Annotated in this window: 18 protein-coding genes and 2 pseudogenes; 10 read left to right on the forward strand and 10 right to left on the reverse strand. The window is 35.6% G+C overall.

All coding sequences use genetic code 11. The features are described 5' to 3' along the window. Positions 1-30: 30 nt before the first annotated feature. Positions 31-897, forward strand: coding sequence for an endonuclease/exonuclease/phosphatase family protein (locus J0N78_RS19220; RefSeq protein WP_209124740.1), 867 nt, complete (start codon positions 31-33; stop codon positions 895-897). A 199-nt stretch (positions 898-1,096) separates the two neighbouring features. On the opposite strand, the gene J0N78_RS19225 is transcribed toward J0N78_RS19220, so the two are convergent. The 10 genes from J0N78_RS19225 to J0N78_RS19270 form a co-directional block, all read right to left on the reverse strand. Then, positions 1,097-1,618, reverse strand: coding sequence for a DUF2179 domain-containing protein (locus tag J0N78_RS19225; RefSeq protein WP_209124741.1), 522 nt, complete (start codon positions 1,616-1,618; stop codon positions 1,097-1,099). A 291-nt stretch (positions 1,619-1,909) separates the two neighbouring features. Next, positions 1,910-3,019 (reverse strand): acyltransferase family protein, encoded by a 1,110-nt coding sequence (locus J0N78_RS19230; protein ID WP_209124742.1) that lies wholly within the window; start codon positions 3,017-3,019, stop codon positions 1,910-1,912. Continuing rightward, positions 3,016-3,999 (reverse strand): phosphatase PAP2 family protein, encoded by a 984-nt coding sequence (locus J0N78_RS19235; protein ID WP_209124743.1) that lies wholly within the window; start codon positions 3,997-3,999, stop codon positions 3,016-3,018. Before J0N78_RS19235 ends, J0N78_RS19230 begins: the two co-directional genes overlap by 4 nt. Positions 4,000-4,124: 125 nt before the next feature. Continuing rightward, positions 4,125-5,564 carry a sensor histidine kinase gene (locus J0N78_RS19240; RefSeq protein ID WP_209124744.1) on the reverse strand — a complete coding sequence of 480 codons (1,440 nt, stop codon included), beginning with the start codon at positions 5,562-5,564 and terminating at the stop codon, positions 4,125-4,127. Positions 5,565-5,590: 26 nt separating this feature from the next. Next, positions 5,591-6,283 (reverse strand): response regulator transcription factor, encoded by a 693-nt coding sequence (locus J0N78_RS19245; protein WP_209124745.1) that lies wholly within the window; start codon positions 6,281-6,283, stop codon positions 5,591-5,593. Positions 6,284-6,824: 541 nt separating this feature from the next. Next, a complete protein-coding gene (locus J0N78_RS19250; protein ID WP_209124746.1) occupies positions 6,825-8,354 on the reverse strand; it encodes a spore germination protein in 1,530 nt (509 codons plus the stop codon). Between the two features lie 22 nt (positions 8,355-8,376). Then, the gene (locus J0N78_RS19255; RefSeq protein ID WP_209124747.1) at positions 8,377-9,603 is read right to left on the reverse strand and encodes a Ger(x)C family spore germination protein; all 1,227 of its coding nucleotides are present in this window, start codon (positions 9,601-9,603) and stop codon (positions 8,377-8,379) included. 1 nt (position 9,604) lies between these two features. After that, a complete protein-coding gene (locus tag J0N78_RS19260) occupies positions 9,605-10,726 on the reverse strand; it encodes a GerAB/ArcD/ProY family transporter (RefSeq protein WP_209124748.1) in 1,122 nt (373 codons plus the stop codon). 26 nt (positions 10,727-10,752) lie between these two features. Continuing rightward, positions 10,753-11,883 carry a GerAB/ArcD/ProY family transporter gene (locus tag J0N78_RS19265; protein WP_209124749.1) on the reverse strand — a complete coding sequence of 377 codons (1,131 nt, stop codon included), beginning with the start codon at positions 11,881-11,883 and terminating at the stop codon, positions 10,753-10,755. Between the two features lie 15 nt (positions 11,884-11,898). After that, positions 11,899-12,117 (reverse strand): hypothetical protein, encoded by a 219-nt coding sequence (locus J0N78_RS19270; RefSeq protein WP_209124750.1) that lies wholly within the window; start codon positions 12,115-12,117, stop codon positions 11,899-11,901. 288 nt (positions 12,118-12,405) lie between these two features. Between J0N78_RS19270 and htpG the strand changes: the two genes are divergently transcribed. From htpG to glpK, 9 genes and pseudogenes are all read left to right on the forward strand, one after another. Further along, positions 12,406-14,283, forward strand: a complete 1,878-nt coding sequence (gene htpG / locus J0N78_RS19275; RefSeq protein WP_209124751.1) for a molecular chaperone HtpG — start codon at positions 12,406-12,408, stop codon at positions 14,281-14,283. A gap of 351 nt (positions 14,284-14,634) precedes the next feature. Continuing rightward, on the forward strand, positions 14,635-14,862 hold the full coding sequence (locus J0N78_RS19280) for a sulfurtransferase TusA family protein (protein WP_209124752.1): 228 nt from the start codon (positions 14,635-14,637) through the stop codon (positions 14,860-14,862). Positions 14,863-14,929: 67 nt separating this feature from the next. After that, entirely contained in the window at positions 14,930-15,409 is a 480-nt protein-coding gene (locus tag J0N78_RS19285; RefSeq protein ID WP_209124753.1) for a DsrE/DsrF/DrsH-like family protein, read from the forward strand. 18 nt (positions 15,410-15,427) lie between these two features. Further along, positions 15,428-16,003, forward strand: a complete 576-nt coding sequence (locus J0N78_RS19290) for a sulfurtransferase TusA family protein (protein WP_209124754.1) — start codon at positions 15,428-15,430, stop codon at positions 16,001-16,003. Between the two features lie 53 nt (positions 16,004-16,056). Next, positions 16,057-16,146: pseudogene (locus tag J0N78_RS19295) on the forward strand (DsrE/DsrF/DrsH-like family protein); the annotation flags it as partial. Between the two features lie 43 nt (positions 16,147-16,189). Then, positions 16,190-17,314 carry an MBL fold metallo-hydrolase gene (locus J0N78_RS19300; RefSeq protein ID WP_209124755.1) on the forward strand — a complete coding sequence of 375 codons (1,125 nt, stop codon included), beginning with the start codon at positions 16,190-16,192 and terminating at the stop codon, positions 17,312-17,314. Between the two features lie 69 nt (positions 17,315-17,383). Then, a pseudogene (locus J0N78_RS19305) lies at positions 17,384-17,716 on the forward strand (TSUP family transporter); the annotation flags it as partial. Between the two features lie 450 nt (positions 17,717-18,166). Then, complete coding sequence (locus J0N78_RS19310) at positions 18,167-18,997, forward strand: MIP/aquaporin family protein (protein ID WP_209124770.1); 831 nt, start codon at positions 18,167-18,169, stop codon at positions 18,995-18,997. 58 nt (positions 18,998-19,055) lie between these two features. Further along, entirely contained in the window at positions 19,056-20,549 is a 1,494-nt protein-coding gene (gene glpK, locus J0N78_RS19315) for a glycerol kinase GlpK (RefSeq protein WP_209124756.1), read from the forward strand. Positions 20,550-20,644 lie beyond the last annotated feature (95 nt).

A 20,644-nucleotide genomic window follows, 5' to 3' on the forward strand; every position in this document is an offset into this window, starting at 1 on the left:
TTTAAACAGAAACTTTTTGAGGGGGTAATCATGACTAAAAAGTTTATTCTTATTTCATTATTTACTCTCATCCTTTTATGTATGATCCACACTCTTCATGAAAAATATAAAGTAAAGTACACATGGACAAGCAGCAACAATCATTTATTAGGTGAAAAAATGATAACGATTACCTCTTATAATATCCGTTATGGGAAAGGATTAGATAATCGTGTAGACCTTAATCGAACGATAGATACATTACGATCAATAGATGCAGATATTATTAGTTTGCAAGAAATAGAGCGTTATAGTGTTCGTTCAAAGTTTACAGATCAAGTGAAACTCATAGCAGATGAGCTTGAAATGAATGCTGTTTTTTATCCATCCATATCATATCCAGGCATATATTATGGAAATGCCATTCTGTCTCGTTTTCCGATTGAAAGTACTGAAAGGATCCCATTGATTAACAAGAGAGAAGCAAGGTCAGCAATATTGTCCAAAATTCAATTGTCTAATACTCAATCTATTAATGTTATAAATACACATCTAGGTCTAGATCAAGACGAGCGTTTAAAGGCGATTGAAACCATATATCATAAACTGGATCAGTTAAAAGATCCAATAATATTGACAGGTGACTTAAATTCGCTCCCGATCAAGCAAGAATATAAAACTTGGGACCCGTATCTCAAGAAAAGCAACAAAGGAAAGCCAATCCAGACGTATTATAGTCAAGATTGGCAAGTCGATTATATTTTCCATAGTAAAGAATTCCTTGTTAGAGAAACGAATGTGATGAAAAGTGATGCATCTGATCATTATCCAGTCACTGCTGTTTTGTATTTACAAAATTTTTATGATGAGGTACCGATCATTTTAGCTCAAAGTCATTATCAGCCAAGTAATTACTAGTATTAATTATTTTGGCTCTTTTCTCAGAGATTGTTGCTTTTAGCTTTTGGACCGTAAGCCAAGCGGATGCTTGGCTCTTCACGCATAGCGTGAAGGGTTTGAAAATAAAATAGCCGTTCAGACAAATGAATTTGTCTTGAAAAGGCTATTTTATTTTCAAAAAACGGTCCAAAAGCAACAAAGTTTACGAAAACAGCCATTATTTTAAACTTTTCTTCATGCCTTTAACGAGGTAGCCACCTCTAAACTTTCGAGGTTCATAAGAAATGATAAATGCTTTCGGCTCGAATTCTTCAATTATTGTCATTACTTCTTCTTCACGGTTTCGTTTTGTAAGGATTTCTAGGTGGTATCTAATCCCGTCTCGGCCTTTTCCTTCAAAAATGGTTACACCAAAGCCCTCATTTCTTAATGTACTGATTAATTCATCATTTTGATTTAATAAGTTAACAGCAAGAGTGGTATAACCAATCGCTAACTTATTTTCAATTTTGCCACCTAAAAAGATGCCTACACCGAATCCGAGTGCATATGTTATCATTTCAGCTAAGTTTTGTTCACCACTAAGTACAATGGACAAACCGAAAACATAAACTAAGGCTTCTAAAAAACCAAAAGCCGTCGCAGTCCCTGTCCGGTTTTTAACGACAAAGATAATTCTTAGTGTTAAAAGAGGGACTAATATAATTTGAAGGACGAAAATTAAGATGATATTTAGCATAATAGGCCTCATTCATTAGGAAAGAGAGTTTGATTTGTTTTCTAATTACTTTCATGATTCAAATCATTCCCTAAAAGCACAATTTTTATGTAAAACGGATTGTGTGTCCGTCCAAATTTGTAACAAATTAAATCTTATATTCTACTAGGTGCTTGAGTGAAGTAACACAACAAACATCAAAAATCGCATTGGATTCCAATGCGATTTTTAATGTTACTGTAATTGTTATTTTTAAACTAAATTAAAGAGGAATGAACCGTTATTTCAATTTGTCTCACTCTTAATCGAACGTTATGAATAAGTATAAGCTTTTTTATTTTTTAGCTTCGTATTTTTATTAGTTACAGTGGTGTTTTCCATTGGGGTATTTACTCTACCGATAATATATTTTCCGTACTTCCATTTATTTATATAGTAGCTCATAAAGATTGAACCGAGCGTACTAAATGTGAACAAAAACAGAACATAAACGCTGCCAGTGAAGATAGGGAATTTAGGATAAATAAAATCGATAAATGATAGGAAAAACATATGCAACAGGTAAATACTAAAAGAATACTGATTGACCGTATGAAGTAAGTTAGGGATTTTGGGCATTTTATGTGCTACGTAAAACAAAAAGAAACACATAATAGTCGTATGGATTAGGAGATCGATTCTCTTAGAACTATGCACACTTATCATCTCGGAATGATAGAAGGCTAATAAAAGCACACTACTAATTAAAGGGCTAATTAAGACGAGCCGTTTGTATTTACGGAGCTGTTCAATAAAAGCCTCAAAATAAAAGCCACAATAATAGCCTAATGCAAAATAAAACACCCAACCCAAAAAGGGTACCCAATAATAGCGATTCCAAATATAGTCTCCAGCTGGGATATTCATTGGAGGTGTAAAGTTAAAAAAAGCGAGATAAATCGCATTAATGAAAAATGCTACTACCAATACTACTTTAGGATTCCATGCCTTTAGATGCTTGTGAAATATTGTATGAATTAAATAAAACTGAAAAATAATTAACACAAAATAGCCATGGAAATCACCGATAACAGCATTTAAGAAAAGTTTTACGGCACCATTTTCTAGAGTATTTGCGTGTGGAATTGTATAAAACAAAGCCATACACAAAAAGGGTAGGAAGATAAAATTAAATCGCTTCCTAAGAAAATTCGTAGGCAAAGATTTATTTCGATAGGAGTAGGCAACTAAAAATTCTGAGATAAAAATAAACATGGGGGTTCCAAAGTAAAGGAGGACATGAAGCGAGTCAAAAAAGACAGTCGTCCAAGTCCCCATGTTACTACCTGATAAAGCAATCCCAATAGAATGTAAAAAAACAATACTTAAACATGCAATACTCCGTAAAACTATAACTTCACTAATTGTATGATTTATTTTCATTTGCTATCCCACCAGAAAAAGGTTTGGTTTTGATTGATTTGGTGATTTCGTAATGGATAAACATATGCTAATACACGATTTTCGGAGCGCTCAAATACTAATTTCCAATTTGTTGCGATCATTTTTTCAGCCAATTTCAAAGTTACATAGCCAAATAAAATGCCACCGAAAATATCAATTACCCAATGAATTCCTAGATAGACTGTAGAGATAATAATACCGGTATTTAAAAACGCAAAAAAGTATTTAATTGGTTTCGAGCTTTCTCTCCAAGCTAATAAGATGGTTACTGTTGCAATCGATGTATGCATACTAGGAAATACGTGGTTTAAACTAGGTATGATAGGCTCGGTCACAGTGCGATACCCTGCAATTGGATCCGTAAATTGATAGCCGAACCATTGGTTTTGAATCCACCAAACCTGATGACCATCAACCCAGAAGTGAAACGGCATAATCAAAACGTATTGTAAGACATGTCCAGCAAACATCGCGAGAAGAATCTTTTTCGGTTGACCTGTAAGTAGATAATAAATGGCTAATACAAATAGACAAAATACAAAGCCGTGAATGTAAATGTATACAAAAAAACGGTCAAGAACTGGTGTAGCAAACTGTCGTAACCACATTCCATCATTAAATGGAATGGAATGTAACAATGGGTTTAAATACAACTTCCAACCAAACAATCCATTCGGGTTTGACATTTCCCAGATCAGCTGCCAAACATGGACTAGAAAAGTTGTAAGGTTTGCTACGAGAAATATCCCTAAAAAAATAAGCGATTTTTTTAGGAGCTGTCGGTCAAAGTTATAATAATTATATGAAAGTAAAATAGGATAAAGTAACAGTAAAAAAAACTGAAGTCTTTCCCATTGGCTTGGAACGACCAAAATCATTGCCGTTAACGGGAGGATTAGATATATAGATGTCTTTGCTACTTTTACTTGCTGAATACTATCTAGCTGATGACTTATCATAGTTATCACCCATTATTTTTTAGTTAATAATGGTGATTTTACATGAAAGATATAATCAATCTTTTATCAAATTATTAAAAATATATGAACTGTGTTTACAAATTAATTACAATGTTTGTGTTAAATTATTCATTGGCCGTAAAGTCAATAGGTAAAATAACGGTAAAAGTCGTTCCTTCACCTAGCTTACTTTCTACTTGAACTTCTCCGTGATGTAATTTGACTAATTCTTTTACGATAGCCAAACCTAAACCTGTTCCGCGCCCTTTTTTATTTCTCACGCGATCCACCTTAAAGAATCGGTCCCAAATTCGCTTTAAATCATAAGAAGGGATTCCGATTCCTGTATCTGAAATTTTTATAAATACTTTATCTGAGTCGTGTTTAATGGAAGCAGTAATCGTCCCGTTTTCGGTAAATTTATTTGCATTGTGTATTAAGTTTTTAAAAATTTGTTCAAGTCGTATCGAATCACCTAAAATAGGAGGTGTATTTTCTTGGAGATGAAGAAAAATTTCATTTCCATTTTCAGTTATGGCAGGCTGAAGATGGAAACATACTTTTTTTATGACTTCATCGATCTGAACATAATAAAGATCTAATGTTACTTCGTTCTTTTCAAATTTGATTAATTCCATTAAATCCCTCACTAAATGGGTAAGATACTCAGTTTCTCTCTGCATGATTTGATAGTATTTTTGTTTAGATTCTTCATCTTTTACTAATCCATCCTGTAAAGCTTCTAAAAAGCCTTTAATCCCCGTTAACGGAGTCCGTAATTCGTGGGAAACATTCGCGATAAAATCTTTTCTCCTTTGTTCCAGTGAATCACGTTCTCGTTCAATATCATCTAATTTCTTAGCCATGCGATTAAATGAGTTGACAAGCTGACCTACTTCATCGGGGATGTCGTGTTTAACACGTTTGTTATAATTTCCTAACGCTATTTCATTTGCTGCTTCCTCCACTCGTTTTAATGGCTTAGAAATGGACCAAGACAAATAGGACACTAACAGTCCAACGATAAATAATACACTAATAATTGCCCATAAAACAATTTCTCGAATATTGTCTACCGTAGCCTTTAAACCTGAAATAGGGGAATGGAGAATAATTCCACCGTAAATCGTTTCATTTGTTCCCCAAGGGACAATGACAGAAAGCATCGTCCGTTCTTCTTCTTCAATTTCCATCACCTGAATACTATAATTACCTTGAAGCACATCCTGCATAGTATCATGATTAATTAACTCTCCAATTAGCAGGTCTTGCTGTGAAGATGTAGCTACGATTTCTCCCGTTTTATCGACTATCCAAATATTTGATTGAGAAAAATCACTTAATTTTTCGATGGTCTCTGTAATATCTGGAGTAATTTTATCGCTTTGTAGGACCGCACCGTTTACATTTCTCGCCTGTGTAAGCATTTCTTGTTTTTTTTGATTTGTAATATATTCCTTTGTAGACATTGAGATCACAATACCAATAATCCCAAACCCTAATAAGAACACGGTTAAAAAACTTACGAGTAATCGCCGAAACAAACTTTGATTTAACCACTGCATAAATGATGGCACTCCTCTTTGTAGCGTTAATCTTTAAATTGGTAACCAACTCCCCATACGGTATGTATACAATGGATGTCGTATTTAGCAAACTCAGAGCGAATTCGCTTAATATGTACATCTACCGTTCGGATATCCCCGCCAAAATCAAACCCCCATACATGCTCCAATAATTGTTCTCTCGTTAATACGGCGTTTGAATTTTGTACCAGATATAATAATAAATCAAACTCTTTTGGACGAAGAAAAAGCTTTTCATCATTAACAAGGACTTGTCTACTTTTAACATGGATCGAAAAATCTTTAAAATCATGGATATCGTTGCCATTAGCACCTTCATTTCCAGTTTTTACGGGAACTCTTCTAAAGATCGCTTTAATTCTAGCGATAATTTCTCTAGGACTAAAAGGCTTAGTCACATAATCGTCAGCCCCAATTTCCAAGCCAAGGATTCGGTCAATTTCTTCGCCTTTGGCAGATAACATAATGATCGGGACATCGGTTTTTTTACGGATTTGCCGACACACCTCGTACCCATCCATGTCAGGCATCATGATATCTAATAAAATAACATCAGGATTACTAGACTCATATAATTTAATGGCCTCCGAACCACTATTTGCTTCTACCACACGATAATTATTTTCAGTAAAAAACAAGCGGATAATCTCACACACATTCGGATCATCATCCGCTACAAGTACGGTAAGTTGATTCAAAGTATTACCTCCTTACGAAAAAATATTTATAAATGAGAGTAGCTATAATGGGAAACGAAAAATGTATAGTTATATCATCCCATATATTTTGATTGAAATACAAATTATATTCTTTGAGAATAATCTATTCTTAAAAAACATAATTTCACATATTTTCTGCATCCATATTTAAACTCAATTTTTCGAATATCAGTTTATATTTATGTAGCTTCTATGCCTTTACAGAACTTTATGTAACAGCTTGTGGTGAGGAGGGAGAAACCTCAAAAGACATAGATATGACGTATGGGGAGAATTTGAGTTAGAAATCATCGTTAGAAAAAATGAAGTTGGCACTAATCTAAGTGGAATAAAATATAGGAAAATCAAGGAAATTGTTAGGAATACATCATTCATGATGTTAAGTTAGTGAAGGTTATCTTCACCAATGTGGTACCCAATTGCAATAGATCCAATTCCAATCGTAGCACCTGCTGTTCTAACCCATCACTAATAAAAATAAGCACTGTCCAATAGGACGGTGCTTTATTCCGCTTGATTATTACGCTTGACGTTTCGAGTCGAGCGTTTTCGGCTCGGCTTTTCTATTTTTTTGCAGTGATATTGGTGCACGAATGACTAAATCGAGCCAGTTTGCAAAGTTATATGGGGCAAACGGTGACGTGTAATAACAACCAAAGCTACGTAAGCCGACCATATGAATATTAATTAAAATATATGCGATCACTATACCAAAAAGCCCGAAAACAGCAGCTGCAATCATAAACCCAAAGCGCAACATTCTAAAGGTAATACTAATGTTATAGGCAGGAAGAGAAAATGATGCAATGGCTGTTAATGCGACAACAATAACCATAATTGGACTTACAATACCAGCCTGAACGGCTGCATCACCAATAACAAGGCCACCAACGATACCGATTGTTTGCCCAACAGCCCGTGGTAAACGAATCCCAGCTTCCCGTAACAACTCAATTGTAAATTCCATTAATAAGGCTTCAATAAAGGCTGGGAACGGAACACCTTCTCGTGTTCCTGCAATCGACAGGGCTAACGTTGTTGGAATCATCCCTTGGTGATACGATACCATCGCAATATAGAGAGCTGGGAGAAATATAGCGATGAAAGCAGCGATATACCTGAGGACCCGTAATAATGTTCCGATGTGCCAACGGTCATAATTATCCTCTGGTGATTTAAAAAATTCCTCAAACGTAAATGGTGCGATTAATACAAAGGGTGTCCCATCGACGACAACAATGACTTTACCATTTAATAGATGAGAGGCGACTTTATCTGGCCGCTCGGTTCGTATCAGTTGCGGAAAGGGTGATAATACATTATCTTCAACAAATTGTTCTAGATCCCCTGTCTCGGAAACATCATCGATATCAATACTAGCAATTCGGTAGCGCATTTCTTCAACAAGGTTTTCATTCGTAATACCTTTAATGTAAATAAGAGCAAAATCACGTTTACTTCTTCTACCTAATTGCCCGAATTGAACGGTCATATTAGGATCTCTAATTCTTCTACGAAGTAACATGACATTAGTATGTAATACTTCATTAAAGCCATCACGTGGTCCACGAACAACAATTTCACTCTCAGGTTCTTGTATGGATCTTTGGTTAAAACGACGAGTTTCAAATAAGATAAACTTATCTATTCCATCAATGACAAGCAACGTCTCACCACTCATGAAAGGAAGCATAGCCCCGTCAAATGTCGTTTCAACAGAAAGTTCAATAAAGTTTATTACTTCGTTTTGAATATAATCAATGAAATCGTCCCCTTTTAGTTCTGTGACTGCTTCTTCGGAAAAATAAATAAGCGGTTTGATGACCTTCGTTTCAATCCCATTTTCATCAGCTAAACCATCGATATAAAATAGCGTTGCTTTTATTTTTTTACCAATGTGAAAATCACGTTGAACAATATCATCACTTTCACCAACGATATTTTTTATTGAAGTGACTGTTTCTTCAATGTTTTTGGAGAGTTCATAATGGTATTCCTTACTTTTTCGAACTTTATCTGCATTTAATTTTCTTAAAAGTTTTTTATACATATTAGTCACCTCCAATAGCGAGTTATCCTAATTTTTCATTTAACATATAATGACGAATTTTTACTTTCGTGTTTATATTAATTTCAGCTTTTTCAAATTCCCCACCTTCACCGTCCCAATCATCCTCAACCGATTTCCAATAGTTATATTGTTTTTGCTTTACTTTAGTATGGAAATCAAAAATATCGGCATGAAATTCGTTTTGCATTTTATCGATAATTTGATTAGCTTGTGCTTTAATCTCTTCTTCAACCAGTTTTTCTAATTCTTTAATCGCTTTTTCATCACTAATTTCTACATCATGTAACCAACTATCGCCAATAGAACCTTCGGCTCGAACTTTAATATCAAAAATATTTTTACCGTTCTTGCGTCTGTAATCGACTTTAGTTGCCATCGTGATGACTTCAAATACAAAAAACTCACCTTTACCTTCTTTGTAATTAACTTCAATGATTCCATTTTTAGCTTCTCCCATTACCCAGTTATAACCGCTCATATCTACCTCACCGAGCCAGCCGAGCATTGTATTTTCTCTCCCTAGAAAAATTGCTGCACCTGCAATTTTTAAATCACCATCATAAGGGACAATTCGGGGAATTATAAAACTACTTTCTTCGAGAATATGGACGGCAACTTCACCAATCGTAATTGGAGCACTCATCGAGAGGACTGCATTATGATTTTCATTAATGTCTAGAATCGATGTTGCGATCAGTTCTTCGAGTGGTAATTTGTTGTCTAGTACTTCCTTCGCTTTTTTATTCGTGATATATACATTCGCTCTTCTCCTCATTTCGTGGTCACGAATATAGAAGTCTGAAATGTGTTGTAGCATAGGACCTCCTCTGACTAAATCTTCATTAATGACAATCGCTTTAACATGTTCAAAATTTAATTTTCTACTTCTTCTTGCGGCAATTTGGCGGACTGCTTTAAAGTTCGTTAGTCCAGTGGTGGTAATATTAAAAAAAGGTTTACCTGTCATGCCTCCTACTTGGGATTCAATTTTACCTGGAATTGCGACATTAAATGTGGCACTAAACATTTGATTGTGCTCAGGTTTTTGGCTGATGCTTCGGCCCGTTTCTTTTTCATACTCAGATATTACTTTTTCTTCATTTTCGACAGGGTCTAGTCCTACAATTAATAAAAATCCCGTTTCTTCAATTTCAGTTAAGTCCCAACATCCCATAAAAAGAGGACTAATGAGGACTACTATTAGAAGGAAATAAATCGTTTTGTTCACTTTACATCCCCCTTGACGTATGACTCGACGTTTTTTTCTTTCTAAACCACACGGTGAAAAATCCGCAAATAAGACTCAGTCCAAATAAGCTTACTCCAAGCCAACCAATCCAATCACTGAATGTAAATACATCTGTTATTGAATTTGGAATAAATGCGATAGTATAGGTAATAAAAACGATGGTGGAAAGTAGAATCTTTTCGTTAAGTTGCTGCAATTGTTTTTTTATGGTGAGAAAGGTGATAAGTTGTATTGTAGACATCGTGTTAAATATCGTCATAATCCAAATCGTTATCATGAGCGACTCTAACCGTTCAAAAAACGCACCTGGAACTTCAATTTCCTTTATAGCTTCAACAGTGGGGAAGGTGATGACTTGCGTTCCTTCAACGCCAAAGATCGTGACGACCATAATAAATGTAAATATATACAAAAGCGTAATAACGCTAACTGAAACATTTAAGGGGAAGGCACGAAGATTTTCCTGTTTCATATAGACCATCATAAAGAATAAGATTTCTACACCTAAATATGAAAGTGATATCTCTGTTGTTCCCTCAATCACAGGCATTATTCCGTCACCCATTACTGGTAACATCTTGTCTATATCCATATTGGGTAGGTTTGCTATCAAGAAAAGGATAATTAATAACAATATAATTGGCATAAATAATAGACTAAGATGTACTACTCCTTGAACTCCTTTGGTCACCGCATAAGTTGTGGTTAAAAGAATTATCGCAACTAAAGCTTCAGATGGCGTCTCATTGAGTAAATACATTTTGACCACAAATGATAAAACCCGAGCTTCAAAGGCTAACAATGATAGAAAATAAACTATAAAAGCTCCAATGAGAAGAGAAGCAATCCATTTTCCAACTTTGCCTTGGTAAAGATAATCAAATAATGTTTGGCCTGGATATTGATTTTGTAGGCTAGCATAAAGATAAACAAGCAACATAACCATCAAGCCTGTTATCCCAATGGAAATCCACCCATCAGGTGATTCTAATGTTGTTGTTAGGCTTCGTGGTATCGTTAAAATTCCGACCCCTATAATCATGGACATTAAAACAATCGTCATTTCTAATGGGGCGATTTCATATTGATCTTGACTATTCATTCTGAAAGCCCCCAACCTTCTCATTTTTATGTTTGACTAACATTATCATAAGAGGTTTTTCTTCGTTTACGTAGCCAGACTGTCATGTAGCCAATGGCAATACCAGCCCCCAATAAACTATCACCTAAAATAGCAATGAATTCTCCAAGCTTTTTTAGACTATTTATGGAATCGGGGATAAACGTAACAATGAAAATAATAAAAATAATAACGGGGGGTACCCATTTTCTATTTTTATTATTTGGTAAAAATTGTTCATTGATTACTTTATAGTTAGTAAATAATACTGTTGCCATTGTCGTAAAAATAGCCATGATGTAGATCGTTAAAAAAATGGATTCTAATCTTTCAATAAACTTTCCAATAATTTCGATTTCCTTTGCAAGTTCGATCGCTGGAAACGTAATGACCTTGGACATTTCAAATCCAAATACCGCATACGAAATAATCGTTAGAAATGTATAAGTTATAATGAGAAACATCATTGCAATATTAAGTGGTAGCGAACGTAAATCACTTGCTTTCATATATGTCATAAAAAAGAAAAGAAAGAAGATCCCTACAAATGAAAACATAGGTGAAAAAATACCCGATAAAACAGGAACAAACCCTTCACTTAATATGGGTGATAGACGGTTAAAGTCTGCTTCGGCAAGATTAAAGATAATGACAATAAATAGAGCAAAGAGAATAAATGGCATAAACATTAAATGAATATGAATGATTCCTTGTATTCCTTTTGAAGCTGCATACGTTGTGACGAGAAGGATGATGGCCACAATTACTTCTGAAGGTGTTCGGTCAATTAAATACATTTTTACTGCCATAGCCAATAATCTAGCTTGTAAAGCAAGCAAGTTAGTGAAATAGAAGATAAATAAAAAAGCGAATGCTTTTGCCCCCCATTTTCCAACCTTCCCTTTTGCTAAATATTGAAGTAGACCCTCATTCGGAAAATTTTGTTGTAGACGTGTATAGAAATAAATTAATACCATTGAAATAAGGCCAGCAATGAGGATTGAAATCCATCCGTCCGTCGTTCCAACGCGATTTGCTAATGCTCTTGGTAACGTTAGAATTCCAACCCCAAATATAAGAGAGATTAAAGTCACTCCCATCTCAATCGGACTTATTTGATATTCATTGTTGGTTCCCATTACATGTAATCTCCTTTAAGGATTCGATTTCGATAGTTTATTTTTCTTCGCTTGCCCCAGTATTTTTTGCCGTTCTCTTTGATTTTCTTCCTTCATATAAGGTAACTGGACAACTTCATTAAGCTTTTGAGTCAAGGTTTGCAAGCCAAGAACAAGGAGTGATGTTCCTAGCGCTGTCCAAAATACAGAACGTTGTGGTAGAAATCCTAAAATACGGTCAAGTATGTCTTCCATTTATGATTCCCCTTATAAAAACTAGTTTGGTATACAATTTTTTTTAGGTTTTCTCAAATGTATAATTTTTATCCGTTTAACAAGCGTTAAGCTAAACGGTGTCAGGCACCTTTAGCCGACTAAAGGTGCCTGTACCATTATTGACACTTTTAGCAATTTATGATATTAAATTATTGGTTAGCACTCTTGGTGATAAAGTGCTAAAGTGTAAATTGCTGTCTTGGACACAGAAATTAACTTATACTAATGTAGGTTGAAAAATTTATACAAAAGAAAGGGGAACTAGTTATGACGAAAAAACAGTTTCAAGCAGAATCGAAAAGATTATTAGAAATGATGATTAATTCGATTTATTCTCAAAAAGAGATTTTTTTAAGAGAGTTAATTTCAAATTCAAGTGATGCGATTGATAAAATCTATTATCGAGCCTTAACAGATGATACGCTTAAGTTTGATAAAGACAGTTACTACATAAAGGTCGAGGCAGATAAAGATAGCAGAACATTGAAACTCTCTGATTCTGGGATCGGAATGACAAAAGATGAGCTTGAAAACAACCTTGGAACCATTGCAAAGAGTGGATCATTAGCATTTAAGAAAGAAAATGAAATAAAAGATGGGCACGATATTATTGGTCAATTTGGGGTAGGTTTTTACTCCGCTTTTATGGTAGCTGATGTTGTTACGGTGATTACGAAGGCTTTAGATAGCGAAGCTGCTTATAAATGGGAATCAGAAGGTGCCGATGGGTATACGATTGAGGAAGTTGAAAAGGATACAATAGGTACAGAAATTATCTTAAAAATAAAAGAAAACACAGAAGATGAAACATACGATGAATACTTGGAAGAATACCGTTTAAAGTCAATTATCAAAAAATACTCTGATTTTATTCGCTACCCAATCAAGATGGACGTTACTAGTCAAAGGCCGAAGGATGGAAGCGAAAATGAATTTGAAGAGTATCAAGAGGAACAAACTATTAATAGTATGGTTCCATTATGGAGAAAGAATAAAAATGAATTGACGGATGAAGATTATGAAAACTTCTACCAGGAAAAGCATTACGGGTTTGACAAGCCTCTAAAGCATATCCACATCAGTGTTGATGGTGCAATCCGTTATAATGCAATTCTTTTTATCCCAGAGAATATGCCGTTTGATTATTATACAAAGGAATTTGAAAAAGGTTTAGAGCTCTATTCTAGCGGTGTATTGATCATGAATAAATGTGCAGACTTACTTCCGGATTATTTTAGCTTTGTTAAAGGAATGGTTGATTCAGAAGATTTATCACTTAACATCTCAAGAGAAATTCTCCAGCACGACCGTCAGTTGAAGTTAATTGCAAAAAACATTAAGAATAAAATTAAAGGTCAACTACAAAGCCTGTTAAAAGATGAAAGAGAAAAATACGAGAAGTTCTTTGAAACATTTGGTAGACAATTAAAGTATGGCGTTTATAGTGATTTCGGCCAATATAAAGAGGATTTACAAGACTTATTAATGTTCTATTCTTCAAAAGAGAAGAAACTTGTAACATTAGCTGAGTATATAGAGCGAATGCCAGACGATCAAAAATACATTTACTATGCATCAGGTGAAACACATGAGCGAATTGAAAAATTACCACAAACAGAAATGGTTTTAGATAAGGGATATGAGATCCTCTACTTTACGGATGAGATCGATGAGTTTGCCATTAAAATGTTATTGTCGTATAAGGAAAAAGAATTTAAATCCGTTTCAAGTGGTGATTTAGGAATTGATGATGAAAATGAAAAGCAAGCTGAGTCAGAAGAGAATGAAAGCAAAGAGTTATTTGATTATATGAAGGAAGTTTTATCTGGTAAAGTGAAGAATGTTAAGGCATCGAAGCGCTTAAAATCACATCCTGTTTGTATTTCAACGGAAGGCGATGTCTCAATTGAAATGGAAAAAGTATTAAAAGCAATGCCGAACAATCAAAATATCCAGGCAGATAAAGTATTAGAAATCAACATTAATCATGATGTATTCCAATCGTTAAAAGCTGCATTTGATCAAGATAAAGACAAGTTAACGCTATATACAAACTTGTTATACAATCAAGCACTACTTATCGAAGGGTTACCAATCCAGGATCCAGTTGACTTTACAAATGATATTTGTAAAGTAATGGTGTAATCGGAACTGGTATAAATGTCGCCGCTCTCACATTAAAGTGAGGGTGGCATTTTAAACACTAATAAAAGATCAACTAGAATCAACTGTAGAAAGAGGAGGGAAATCCATGGAATACAATGATAAAATGAAAAGCTCTTATTCAAGAAGCGGTTAATCTGTTAGTAAAAAGCAGATAATAAAGGTTTTCTCTAAAATCCTAAAAGATTGATTGACAGGGGTGATGGATATCAATTAAAATACCCCTATAGGTTTAATTAAGCTATGAAAAACAAATTTAAAACGCTATTGACAAATTTTTTTAATCTTTTATAATACCGATAAGGGTATAAGTATATGGAGGGGGCTACTAAAATGAAATCAGATAAAATTCTTGATGCAAAAGGACTAGCTTGTCCGATGCCAATCGTAAAAACGAAAAAGGCAATGAACGAAATAGAATCAGGTCAAATTCTAGAGATCCACGCGACAGACAAAGGAGCTAAAAAGGACTTAGCTGCTTGGGCTAAATCTGGTGGGCATGAGTTATTATCAGATACAGAAGAAGGTAATGTGTTAAAGTTTTGGATTAAAAAAGGCTAAGTTAATATTTTTTTGAGTAACAATATACCCATATAGGTATATGAAGAATACAAAAGGAGTGAACAACATGACAGACAAAAAGAAAACAAACATTATTTTATTTAGTGGGGATTATGATAAAGCTATGGCAGCCTTTATTATCGCAAATGGAGCTGCAGCCTATGACCATAAAGTGACGATTTTTTCAACCTTTTGGGGATTAAATGCATTTAGAAAGGATCTACACGTTCCTGTGAAAAAGGGATTTTTAGAAAGGATGTTTGCAAAAATGATGCCAAGAGGTGCAGATAAAATGGGACTTTCGAATATGAATTTTGCGGGTATTGGGCCAAAGATGATTAAGCATGTGATGAAAAAACACAATGCGATGCCGCTGCCTGAATTAATCGAAATGGCACAAGAACAAGGTGTTAAGCTGGTTGCTTGTACAATGACGATGGACTTACTAGGACTTCAAAAAGAAGAGTTAATTGATGGCCTAGAATATGCTGGGGTTGCTGCTTATTTGGCTGATGCTGAGGAAGGAAATGTGAACCTATTTATTTAACGTAAGGAGGAATATTAAATGGAAACCATTAAATTTGATCAACTAGTAGATGCAAAAGGTTTAGCTTGTCCAATGCCGATCGTTCGAACGAAAAAGGCGATGAATGAGTTAGAACCAGGAAAAGTTCTAGAAGTTCAAGCAACAGATAAAGGATCAACGGCCGATATCAAGGCTTGGGCTGGGAGTGCAGGACATCAATATTTAGGAACAGTTGAAGAGGGTGACGTGTTAAAACACTACCTCCGTAAGGCTACTGAAGAAGAGAAGGAAGAAAAGAAGCACCTGCATGTGGTTAACAATGAAGAGCTTCAAGCCAAGTTAGCTAACAATGAAGACATTTTAGTTCTAGATGTCCGTGAATCAGCAGAATATGCGTTTAATCATATTCCTGGTGCCAAGTCGATTCCATTAGGTGAACTAGAGAATCGATTAAGTGAATTAAGCTCAGATAAGGAAATCTATGTTGTTTGCCGTACGGGGAGCCGTAGTGATTTAGCAGCTCAAAAGTTAACAGAAGCTGGATTCACTCATGTGATCAATGTCGTACCTGGCATGAGTGAATGGTTTCATCCAAGAAAAAATCTAAAAAAATAGGAGGAATCAGTCATGAAACAGGTTATCATGACAGCATTGAGAAATTAGTAGGGAAAGATGCATTTGTTGATGGAATTGAAGTAGGTGGGGAGATTACGTTCTTAGAATTCGCTAAGGTTGTGGATGAAACGTTAACATTTTAATGAAATTTTTTTAAATATAATTATACTAATGGGGGTATATGGAATGTCAGTCAAAGCAATGAATTCAAAAGAAGTAGCAAGAAAAGTAATCGAGAAGAAAGAGCTATTTATTTTAGATGTTCGTAATGGTGATTTCGCTGATTGGAAAATTGAAGGAGAAAACTTCACTTACTTCAATATCCCGTACTTTGAACTATTAGACGGCATAGAAGAAATCATGGATAAAATTCCGGCAGATAAAGAAGTGTTAGTTGTGTGTGCTAAAGAAGGTTCTTCCATGATGGTAGCAGAGATGTTATCTGATGAAGGTCTTGATGTTTCTTACCTTGAAGGCGGAATGAAGGCTTGGAGTGAATATTTAGAGCCGGTGAAAACAGGAGACCTTAAAGACGGCGGTGAGTTATATCAATTTGTCCGACTAGGAAAAGGATGCTTATCTTATATGGTTGTATCTAATGGAGAAGCAGCCATTATCGATGCAATACGTATGGCTGATGTGTATGTAAATTTCGCCAAGGAAATTGGCGCAAACATTACACACGTATTTGATACACATTTACACGCTGATCACATTTCTGGTGGAAGAAAGATTGCTGAGGCAACTGGTGCGACGTACTGGTTACCTCCAAAGGATGCAGGTGAAGTGGTATTTGAATACGCAGCCCTTGAAGGTGGAAATGACGTAGTGATTGGAAATTCTACGATTAACATTCATGCGCTTTACTCACCTGGTCACACTATTGGATCGACTTCATTTGTAGTTGATGAGCAATACCTATTATCAGGGGATATTCTATTCATTGATTCCATTGGAAGACCTGATTTAACAGGAATGGCTGAAGATTGGGTAGCGGATTTACGCGAGTCGCTTTATAAGCGTTATAGAGAACTATCAGAAGAGTTAGTTGTATTACCAGCACACTTTATGATCATTGAAGAGTTAAATGAAGATGGAAGTGTCGCTGAGAAGCTAGGCACACTTTTCGCCCAAAATCATGGTTTAAATATTGAAGATGAGAATGAGTTTAGATCACTGGTTACAGAAAATCTACCACCGCAACCAAACTCATACCAAGAAATTCGTAAAACAAATATGGGAATAATCACCCCAGATGAAGAGAAGCAACGAGAAATGGAAATTGGACCAAATCGTTGTGCGGTAAGATAACAAGAATATATAAAATAAAAAATTAACTAGTTTAGTTACCTCTCTTCCTTTAAAAGGAGGTAGTTCATAATGGATTTTGCTTTTATCATTACAATCTTTTTAATCGGTTTTATAGGTTCATATATTTCAGGAATGTTAGGAATTGGTGGATCAATTATTAAATACCCCATGCTGCTCTACATTCCACCATTGTTTGGTCTAGCTGCACTTACTGCCCATGAGGTTTCTGGAATCATTGCCATTCAAGTGTTTTTTGCGACCATTGGTGGGGTATGGGCGTATCGCAAAGGTGGATACTTAAATAAGCGATTAATCATATACATGGGTTCAACCATTTTAATTGGTAGTTTTGTAGGCGGCTTTGGGTCAAAGCTTATGTCCGAGGGTGGAATCAATGTCATTTAAGGGGTTTTAGCGTTAATTGCCGCTGTGATGATGTTATTCCCTAAACAGCAGTTAAAATCTGGGTTGATATCTTATAAAAATAAAGCGTTTTTAAATGGCTCCTTCGTAGAGCACTACCTTAATCAAAAACAGTTATTCGCCCTGTATGTCTATTCTGACTATGGGGCGATCTAAAAATGAATTCTGTTTGTAAGGAGAATAACAATGACCCCTTTCAATACATTGATTATGATATCCACTTCTTACTTTATAATATTTTGTTAATATAACTATTATTTTTTAAAAAAATAGATTGACAGCGTTTTCAGAATTTGTTTTAATAGTTTACAAGTTAATATTTCTGATGGAGACAAGGAGATCAGTAAAGAAGTTACCGTTATGAAAATGGTAATTTATTTTGCTGGTCTCTTTTTTGTCTTCATTAATAAAACATTAGGGGGAAATCAAATGTTGCCGTTTGTTGGAGAAGTAATTGGTACAATGATTCTGATTATTCTTGGAGGAGGGGTAGTTGCTGGTTGTGTTTTAAAAGGCTCGAAAGCTGAAAATGGTGGTTGGATCGTCATTACAATGGCTTGGGGTCTGGGGGTAGCAACCGCTGTTTATGCCGTTGGTGCATTTAGTGGAGCACATTTAAATCCAGCGGTTACAGTTGGACTAGCATTAGTAGGTGCATTTCCATGGATTGATGTACCTCTATACATTTTAGCGCAATTGATTGGGGCTTTTATTGGAGCAACTCTCGTATGGCTTCACTATTACCCACATTGGAAGGAAACAGAAGATCAAGGAGCTAAACTAGCGGTATTCTCAACAGGACCAGCGATTGCGCATACACCATCTAACTATTTTAGTGAAGTATTTGGGACGTTTGTGTTAGTCTTAGGGATATTAGCGATTGGCGCAAATGAGTTTACAGAAGGTCTTAATCCTTTAATTGTTGGTTTTCTGGTTGTCGTAATTGGCCTATCATTAGGAGGAACAACGGGATACGCGATTAACCCAGCTCGTGATCTAGGTCCACGAATAGCTCACTTCATTTTACCAATTACGGGTAAAGGTTCATCGGATTGGGGATATGCATGGATCCCGATTGTAGGGCCATTTATCGGTGGAGGACTTGGCGCCTTATTTTACGCTGCAGTATTTGAAGGAATTGTATATTCAGCACTTTGGTATTTTATTGCAGCATTTTTAGCGGTATTACTTCTAACGATCCAGTTAGAAAAGCAGAAGCAATTAAAAGCAGTACCAACAAACAAAAAAGTAATCGCATAGGTCATAACGTTTTTACTTTATAGTATTAATATAATAAATATAATGGGGGCTGAAGAAGATGGAAAAAAAATATATTTTATCATTAGATCAAGGGACGACAAGTACACGTGCGATCATATTTAATAAAGCAGGAGAAATCGTAGATGTCGAACAAAAAGAATTTACGCAGATTTTTCCGAAACCAGGTTGGGTTGAACATAATGCAAATGAAATTTGGGCATCAGTCTTAGCTGTTATTTCAGGTGTATTATTAAAAACGAATATTCAAGCGAGTGAAATAGCAGGTATTGGGATAACAAACCAACGTGAAACGACAGTTGTATGGGATAAAAATACTGGAAACCCTGTATATCATGCGATCGTTTGGCAGTCTCGTCAAACAGCCGAAATTTGTGATCAATTAAAAGAACAAGGTCTAGAGGCAATGGTCCGTGAAAAAACAGGCCTATTAATAGACGCATATTTCTCAGGAACAAAAGTGAAGTGGATCTTAGATCATGTAGAAGGTGCGCGTGAAAAAGCAGAAAACGGAGATCTTTTATTTGGAACGATTGATACGTGGCTTATTTGGAAGCTTTCTGGCGGAAAAGCACATGTTACTGACTATTCGAATGCTTCACGAACGTTAATGTATAATATCCATGAGTTAAAATGGGATGATGAATTGCTTGAAATGTTAACGGTACCAAAATCGATGTTACCAGAAGTACGCCCATCTTCTGAGGTATATGGAATGACGATAGATTATCATTTCTTTGGAAAGCAAGTACCGATTGCAGGTGCGGCTGGAGATCAGCAAGCTGCTTTGTTCGGGCAAGCATGCTTTGAGGAAGGAATGGCGAAAAATACGTATGGTACGGGATGCTTCATGCTGATGAATACGGGAGACAAAGCGGTGAAATCAGACCACGGCCTCTTAACAACACTCGCATGGGGAATGGATGGAAAAGTTGAATATGCATTAGAAGGAAGTATTTTCGTAGCCGGATCAGCTATACAATGGCTACGTGATGGTTTGCGAATAATAAAGTCTGCGAGTGATTCAGAAAGTTATGCTACAAAAGTAGAATCAACAGATGGTGTTTATGTTGTTCCAGCATTTGTAGGGTTAGGGACTCCTTATTGGGATAGTGACGTTCGTGGAGCAGTTTTTGGAATTACGCGTGGTACTGAAAAAGAGCACCTTATTCGTGCAACACTAGAATCACTCGCTTATCAAACAAAAGACGTATTAACAGCGATGGAAGCCGATTCTGGGATTTCATTAAAAAAATTACGTGTAGACGGTGGAGCTGTTGCAAATGAATTCTTAATGCAATTTCAAAGTGACATGTTAGGTGTTCCAGTAGAGCGACCAGTTGTTCAAGAAACGACAGCTTTAGGTGCGGCTTACTTAGCAGGACTTGCCGTTGGATTCTGGGAAAGCCGTAACGATATTGCAAAACAATGGAGTATCGATCGTACATTTACGAATGAAATGAATAATGAAGTAAGAGAGCAATTGTATTCAGGTTGGAAGAAAGCGATTCATGCGACAATGGCTTTTAAGTAGGATTTGTAGATTGCAAAATAGTAAAAATAGAGTTATAATATTAATAAGTTAATATTGAGGTCGGAGAATAGGAGAGGCCGCAACACTCAGTTTTT

This window comes from Alkalihalobacillus sp. BA299 (assembly GCF_017745675.1).
Lineage (GTDB): Bacteria > Bacillota > Bacilli > Bacillales > Bacillaceae_F > Alkalihalobacterium.